The 7,301-nt window shown below is 36.2% G+C and carries 9 protein-coding genes; 4 read left to right on the top strand and 5 right to left on the bottom strand.

Annotated elements, in window-relative coordinates; translation table 11 throughout:
- The coding region (secF, locus tag ACY65O_RS20080; RefSeq protein ID WP_462222640.1) for a protein translocase subunit SecF at positions 1-1,261 on the top strand (1,261 nt) is incomplete at its 5' end.
- A gap of 132 nt (positions 1,262-1,393) precedes the next feature.
- Here secF and ACY65O_RS20075 read toward each other — a convergent pair.
- The 4 genes from ACY65O_RS20075 to ACY65O_RS20060 form a co-directional block, all read right to left on the bottom strand.
- Positions 1,394-1,702, bottom strand: a complete 309-nt coding sequence (locus ACY65O_RS20075; RefSeq protein WP_462222639.1) for a rhodanese-like domain-containing protein — start codon at positions 1,700-1,702, stop codon at positions 1,394-1,396.
- Between the two features lie 16 nt (positions 1,703-1,718).
- Positions 1,719-2,513, bottom strand: coding sequence for a PASTA domain-containing protein (locus ACY65O_RS20070; RefSeq protein WP_462222638.1), 795 nt, complete (start codon positions 2,511-2,513; stop codon positions 1,719-1,721).
- Positions 2,514-2,600: 87 nt separating this feature from the next.
- Complete coding sequence (locus ACY65O_RS20065) at positions 2,601-3,581, bottom strand: D-alanine--D-alanine ligase (protein WP_462222637.1); 981 nt, start codon at positions 3,579-3,581, stop codon at positions 2,601-2,603.
- Between the two features lie 119 nt (positions 3,582-3,700).
- Complete coding sequence (locus tag ACY65O_RS20060; RefSeq protein ID WP_462222636.1) at positions 3,701-4,168, bottom strand: YybH family protein; 468 nt, start codon at positions 4,166-4,168, stop codon at positions 3,701-3,703.
- 54 nt (positions 4,169-4,222) lie between these two features.
- Between ACY65O_RS20060 and ACY65O_RS20055 the strand changes: the two genes are divergently transcribed.
- Both ACY65O_RS20055 and ACY65O_RS20050 read left to right on the top strand, forming a co-directional pair.
- The gene (locus tag ACY65O_RS20055; protein WP_462222635.1) at positions 4,223-4,792 is read left to right on the top strand and encodes a Crp/Fnr family transcriptional regulator; all 570 of its coding nucleotides are present in this window, start codon (positions 4,223-4,225) and stop codon (positions 4,790-4,792) included.
- A gap of 107 nt (positions 4,793-4,899) precedes the next feature.
- On the top strand, positions 4,900-5,646 hold the full coding sequence (locus tag ACY65O_RS20050) for a sterol desaturase family protein (protein ID WP_462222634.1): 747 nt from the start codon (positions 4,900-4,902) through the stop codon (positions 5,644-5,646).
- 111 nt (positions 5,647-5,757) lie between these two features.
- On the opposite strand, the gene ACY65O_RS20045 is transcribed toward ACY65O_RS20050, so the two are convergent.
- Entirely contained in the window at positions 5,758-6,108 is a 351-nt protein-coding gene (locus tag ACY65O_RS20045) for a 4Fe-4S dicluster domain-containing protein (protein ID WP_462222633.1), read from the bottom strand.
- Between the two features lie 67 nt (positions 6,109-6,175).
- Here ACY65O_RS20045 and ACY65O_RS20040 point away from each other — a divergent pair, with 67 nt between their 5' ends.
- Complete coding sequence (locus ACY65O_RS20040) at positions 6,176-7,171, top strand: acyl-CoA reductase (RefSeq protein WP_462222632.1); 996 nt, start codon at positions 6,176-6,178, stop codon at positions 7,169-7,171.
- Positions 7,172-7,301 lie beyond the last annotated feature (130 nt).

Genomic DNA, 7,301 nt, shown 5'->3' with positions numbered 1-7,301 from the left:
ATCTTACCAGCAGGCGGTTAACGATGGTTACCGCCGTTCGCTTGCACCGGTTTTGGATGCCCACGTTACTACTTTTTTAACCGCAGCAATTCTATTCTTTTTTGGTTTAGGCCCAGTACTTGGTTTTGCCACTACCCAAATGATAGGTATTGTTCTTTCTTTGTTCTGCGGAATTTTAGTATCAAGATTGATCACTGAAATATGGATGAACAAACAACGCCACTTTAATTATTTTACGGCTATATCAAAACGTATTTTTAAACATGCCAGCTTTAAATTTATTGAATACAGAAAGTATGCGTATGGTATTTCAATAGTAGTATTGCTGTTGGGGATATCCGCATTTTTTAACGGTTTTCACCAGGGTGTGGAGTTTAAAGGAGGAAGAAGTTATACAGTGCAATTTGACAAACCTGTAAAAAATGATGATGTACGTGATGATTTAAAAAACGCATTTAATGGCGACTTTCCTGTTATTAAAACAGAAGGCGACAGCCGTCACCTTAATATCACTACTTCTTATTTAATTGAGAATGATAATGCAGACAGTGCTGTAAAAACAAGATTGTTTGAAGGATTAAAAAAGGTATTGCCTGCTAATTTAACCTATGCAGAATTTGCAACACCAAATTATATACAAAGAACTACCACAGTACAGCCAAGCATATCAGATGATTTAAAGAGAGGTGCTGTTAAGGCTACCATCTTTGCCATATTTGCTATTTTCATTTATATCTTTATCCGTTTTAGGGACTGGAGATACTCATTGGGTACAATTGTAGCTTTGCTGCATGATGTATTGGTAACATTAGCTGTATTCTCTTTCTTTAAAAACATTGTACCATTCCCTTTAGAAATTGATCAACATTTTATTGCTGCTGTGTTAACAGTAATTGGTTTTAGTATGAATGATACTGTAATTGTATTTGACCGTATAAGGGAATACAGTAAAGGCAGTAAGGCCGATCAAAAAGGAAGCATTATTAACCGTGCCATTAACGATACGCTTAGCCGGACTATTATGACATCGCTAACGGTGTTCTTAACCCTCTTGATCTTATTTATTTTTGGTGGAGAAGTAACAAGAGGTTTTGCATTTGCTATGTTGATTGGTGTGGTTACGGGTACCTACTCTTCTATTTTTGTTGCGGCACCAATACTGGTTGATTTTGCAAAAGATAAACCATTGGGAGAAGCTGAGATTATCAGCAGTGATAAGGCTGCAGTAAAACCTGCGCTTACTGCCACTTCTAAAAAATAAAGCTACCGTTTTAATATATTATAAAGCCTTCCACAAAAAATGGAAGGCTTTTATTTTAAAAGATTGATGTATTTGAATGAAAGGGCTAATCAAACCCTAAAAGGTTTAAAAAACCTTCGAGGGTTAAAAGAATTATCCTCCAAACCGCTCCTTCCAGGCCAGCATACCGCCTGTAAGGTTTTTTACATCTGTAAATCCAAATGTTTCCAGCATCAGTGCGGCCTGGCCGCTGCGGTTACCACTGCGGCAGTACACAATTACTTCCTCATTTTTTAAATCGTCAATATCTTCTACCTGCATAGTTTGTACTTTGCCCAATGGCAGCAATGTGCCCCCAATGTTGAACTCCGTATTTTCATGCGGCTCCCTTACATCAACTAAATTTAATTTTTCGCCGGAGTCTAACCGGAATTTTACTTCGTCTGCAGTTATTGTTGTCATACAATATTATTTTTAATTAATTATTATCAACAGAATCTCTTGGCATTTCAACAGAGATCCATACATCCATTATTTGCCCCGATTGTATATAACGTGGTTTCTTCTCTTCATCAAACCGCTCAGGATTTTGTTTATATACAAATGCATTGGCAGTATCTCTAACGTTAGATCTTGGTAAAACAGCACCAAGATTTAATCCACTTTCCTGCAGATAGGCTTTAGCCTCTCTGAATGTCATGCCCAGTAAAGAAGGCACCATCATTTGCTGCCCGCCTAACCCACTGCCAATAACTAAAGTTATCCTGCTGCCCCATTGCAGTTTTACTTTTTCAGGAATACGTACGCCTTTATACTGTTGTTCCAATACCGAGCCCAACTCAAAGCTGGGTTTAAAAATGGTATCCTCCAATCGTAAATGGCTTCGCTGCAGCATATCCAGAGCAAAGCTTAAACTCTGCCCTTCTAACTTAGGCATTTCAATCATTGGTGGCACCACACGGTTAACGGTTAAAAAAACTGTGCGGTTAATTTTTACAGTGGCATTGCCGTCGGGCAATTGCTTAAGCACTACACCACGGCTGGCTGTATCTGTAAAAACAGAATCCTGTATCTGCACATCAAAGCCTTCTTTTTCTAAAAGTTTAATGGCATCCTCTGTTTTTTTACCCAGCACCGCAGGCACCGTAAGATATTTACCATGCTGTGTTACCCAGCCCAAAGTTTTTAAAACAAAAAATACCAGCAATGCAGCAAGTAAAATTGCAACTAAAACATTCACCCAAAGAGGGCGGCTTGTTATAAATTTAAACACTGTAGATATTTTAGATTTACCCCTATCCCCTAAAGGAGAACAGCAGCTTTTATAATTGAACTTTACATTAAAAAATATACCTCCCGGTTAATTAAAACATTCTTCAATTAATGCCGAATAAAATTCTTTCAGCGTCATTCCCATTGCTACCACCTGCTGCGGCACCAGGCTGGCTTCACTCTGCCCCGGCACTGTATTTATTTCCAGCATGTAAGCATTACCATCGGCCTCGTTATAAATAAAATCAATCCGCACAATTCCGTTGCAATTAAAAACCGAGTATGCTTTTTTGGCTTCGTTCCTTACTTTTTCTGCAACTGCTTCATCTACTTTTGCAGGTGTAATTTCTTCGCTGGCACCAAGGTACTTTGCTTCAAAATCAAAAAACTCATTCTTAGAAATTATTTCTGTAATAGGTAATGCAATTATCGTTCCTTTACTTTTATACACCCCAATAGTAAACTCCCTGCCGCTTATAAATTCTTCCACCAGAACCTGGTCATCTTCTTTAAAAGCTTTATCCAAAGCTCCCTGTAAATCAGCTGCAGTATTTACTTTACTAATACCCAAACTGCTGCCGCCATTATTGGGCTTTACAAATAAAGGCAATTTTAAATTGCTTAAAATATCAGCAGGTTGTAAAGCTATATTTTTAAAAAGATGCAAAGACTTTGCCACATGCATGCCTGCAAAAGCCGCAACAGCAACAGTATAACGTTTATTGAAAGTTAAAGCGGATGTTGCTGCATCGCAGGAAGTGTAAGGGATTTTTAAACAATCAAAATAACCCTGCAGTTTTCCATCTTCGCCGGGTGTGCCATGCAGGCCAACAAGTACGGCATCAAATTTTATTTTTGTACCGTTTACAATTATGGAAAAATCATTTTTATCAACTTCAACTTTAGAATCATCACCGGCCATGTAAAACCATCCTTCAGGATTGATATCAATTTTATAACAATCCCATTTATCAGTATCAATATTTTTTTCGATGGCAATGGCACTTTTATAAGAGATAACAGCTTCGCCTGAGTAACCGCCGGTAACAAGTGCAATCTTTTTTATCATTCTGTTTGTAAGGGGTTGTTTAAACTAAAAACAAATATAGTTTACTATTTACGAATTACTATTTTCAGTATTCAATATTATAGTTTCTTTATAAATTTAGTACAGCATTTAAATATAATCTATTCTTCTTCCCCCACTCCTTCATTACCACTGTCTAATACAAATTTCCATTTACCGTCTGCCTGTTTTTTCCAAATGCTTACATAAGTGCCGTAAGTGGCTGTGTCTTTTCCATTGGGTTTAAAAGCATATACCCCGTAAGTGTAACCGAGTTCGCCAGACTGTGCAATAAACCCTGCTTCGGGCTCCCATTGCAATGTGTAAGCACTGTCATTTTGCTGAATTAAATAATCGATCGCCTCTGCACCCAAAATTGGATAACGGTTTGGTTTAAGTAAAACACCGTTGCTGTCGATATATTCTAAAAAAGCATTCTTCATCCCTTTTTCCACACTTAATTTAGAAAATGCCCTGTCAGTATCCATCATTTTTTGTTTTTCATCGGGACCGGTAATTATTTTTTTCTTTGGGAAAAGATTACAGGAAAAAAGAAAAACCAATAAGATAACTGGTAAAAGTTTATACATTCGTTATAAATTCATTTTTATATTCAAAATCTTGTCAAATATAAAAATATTATTTTGAAAGACACTGTAATAAATAGCCTCAATACAATTCATCCTCTCTCCGATAATCTTAAAATTTTTTTATTTAATAATTTGAAACCAGTTACTCTTCATAAAAAAGAGATTTTTTTGAAGCAGGGCGAAATCAGTAATAAAGTTTCTTTTATTATATCAGGCCTTTTACGGGCTTACTATATTACTGAGGAAGGAATTGATACATCAGTTTGGTTTATGAAGGAAGGTGACATAAGTATTTCTGTAAGAAGTTTTTTTGAGAGAAAACCCAGTGAAGAATTTATTGAAGCAATTGAAGATACTGTGTTGTTGTATATTACTTATGATGAACTGCAAAAAGCGTATGATTTATTCCCCGAGTTTAATATTGTAGGCAGAAGGTTTACAGAAAAATATTATGTACTTTCTGAAGAAAGATTGTTAGGTATAAGAAATAAAAAAGCTGTAGAACGTTACAAATTCTTATTAAAACATCATCCGGAAATTTTATTAAGAGCCCCGTCTCAATACATCGCTTCTTACTTAGATATTGATAAAGCAACTTTAAGCAGGCTTAAATCCAAAATGTAGCAACTGCTTTTTTGACTTTTGTCATTTTGTTTTATCTCCGTTTCATTTAGTTTTGTTTAGTGATAAATATTTTTTGTTTATTAAGTTAAATATTAAAAAATGCAACTATGCTGATAATAATTTTTATAGTATTTGGATGTTGTTTTTTATTGGAAAGATTAATTCCGGGGTGGAAGCTACCAGATGTACCCACATGGACAATAAGAGTATTGGCAGTAAACTTTGCGCAATTGGGTGTTGTTACACTTGCAGGAGTAACTTGGGAAAAATGGTTTTCAGCCTATTCTTTATTTCACCTTTCCAACCATGTTAATTCAGTGTTGGGGGGATTGATTGCATACTTTATTGCAACTTTTATTTTTTACTGGTGGCACAGATGGCGGCATACCATCGATTTTTTGTGGACACATTTTCATCAAATACATCACAGTCCACAACGAATAGAAGTAATCACTTCTTTTTATAAACATCCTTTAGAAATGACAGTAAATTCAATAATTGGCAGTTTGCTGGTTTATTCATTACTGGGATTAAGTTTAGAAGCTGGAGGCATTTATACATTATGTACCGCACTGGGAGAATTTTTCTATCATACCAACGTTAAAACACCTCAATGGGTTGGCTATATTTTTCAGCGGCCGGAGATGCACAGGATACATCATGAATATAACAAGCACACTAACAATTACGGCGATATAGTTTGGTGGGATATGTTATTTGGTACTTACCAAAATCCCAAAGAATTTAAAACTTCCTGCGGTTTTGATAATGAAAAAGAACAGCGGCTTTTTGATATGCTGAAATTTAAAGATATACATAAAGACATTGGTAGAAATGAATCTAAAGTGGATTAAAAAAAAAGGCGAAAGTAATTTTAATTACCCTCGCCATTGTAGCAGGAAATATCACCTGCCTGTAGTATCCGCTTCCACGGATTATAAAAATTTTGACAAATCACTTATTATCTAAGCCAAATGCATTTTATCTTTTTTCGCTAACAACTCATCCACAGTTTCTTTATACATATCATCAGGCACACAACAATCTACCGGGCAAACTGCTGCACATTGGGGCTCTTCATGAAACCCCTGGCACTCGGTACACTTATTGGGTGTAATATAATAAATATCTGAACTCACTGGTGCATTTCTTTGGTCAGCATCTACCTGCGTACCATCTAACAAAGTAAACATTCCTTTTACAGTGGTGCCATCGGAAACGGCCCACTCCACTCCACCTTCGTAAATAGCATTGTTGGGGCACTCCGGTTCGCATGCACCGCAGTTAATACATTCGTCTGTAATTTTTATTGCCATCTTCTGTCGTAATTTTGATTTTTTAAAAGTTATCTTTTGATTACAGGTGCAATTTAATAATAACAATATGAATTTACAAAATAGAATTGAATTATTACAAAAATTAAAAAATTATTTAGAAGACAATGACACCGAATGGCAGGAAGTAAAAGCAAACGCAACGGCACATAACGGCTGGTTTATTCCGGGTTTTATTGATTTGGCCCTGCAAAATATTTGTAGCGCATTTTTAGATACTGATAAATTAACTGCATGGGCAAATCATTATCATCTGGATGATAATATTAACGGGAAGAATATCGGGTTGGTAATGGCGGGTAATATTCCACTAGTGGGCTTTCACGATTTTTTATGTGTGTTTGTGAGTGGCCACACACAAACCATAAAATTGTCGGGTAAAGATGATGTGCTGCTGAAACATTTGGTACAAAAATTATACAGCTGGGATATCAGCGTTCAAAATTATATTTCGTTTGCCGAAATGCTGAAGGGCTGCGATGCATACATTGCTACGGGCAGCAATAACAGCGCAAGATATTTTGAACAGTATTTTGCAAAGTACCCCAGCATAATACGCCGCAACCGTACATCGGCAGCAATTTTAAATGGAAAAGAAAGTGAAGAAGAACTGAATAAGTTAAGTGATGATGTACATTTATATTTTGGATTGGGCTGCCGCAATGTTACTAAAATATTTGTACGGGCAGGGTATGATTTTGTGCCTTTGTTAAAAGCTTTTGATAAGTATAAATATTTTGCCGATCATCATAAATACAAAAACAATTACGATTACCAGTTGTCTATTGCGTTGATGAATAATATTTATTACATGACCAATGAAAGTACCTTATTAATAGAAAGTGAAGAAATTTTTTCAGCCATTAGCCAGTTAAATTACAGTTTTTATGACGATGCTGAAAAAGTGACAGCGTTACTGAAAGACAATTCAGATGTGCAATGCATAGTTGGGCAACAGCATACTCCTTTTGGGCAGGCGCAGCAACCGGGCTTATTTGATTATGCAGATGGCGTGGATACGATGCAGTTTTTGTTAAGTTTATAAGGTGATAAGATGTTTAGGGGTTTAGGGTTTAGGGGTTTAGGATTACCCCTAAACGCTCAACCCTTAAACTAAGCAGCCCTTTCCTCCAGCGTTTTCAAGATACCGGCGATCTTAGAGCCAGTAGCTGTGA

This window comes from Ferruginibacter sp., assembly GCF_031430955.1.
Taxonomy (GTDB): domain Bacteria; phylum Bacteroidota; class Bacteroidia; order Chitinophagales; family Chitinophagaceae; genus Ferruginibacter.
The sequence above is the reverse complement of the archived record's forward strand: the minus strand, read 5'-3'. Positions and strand labels throughout refer to the sequence as shown.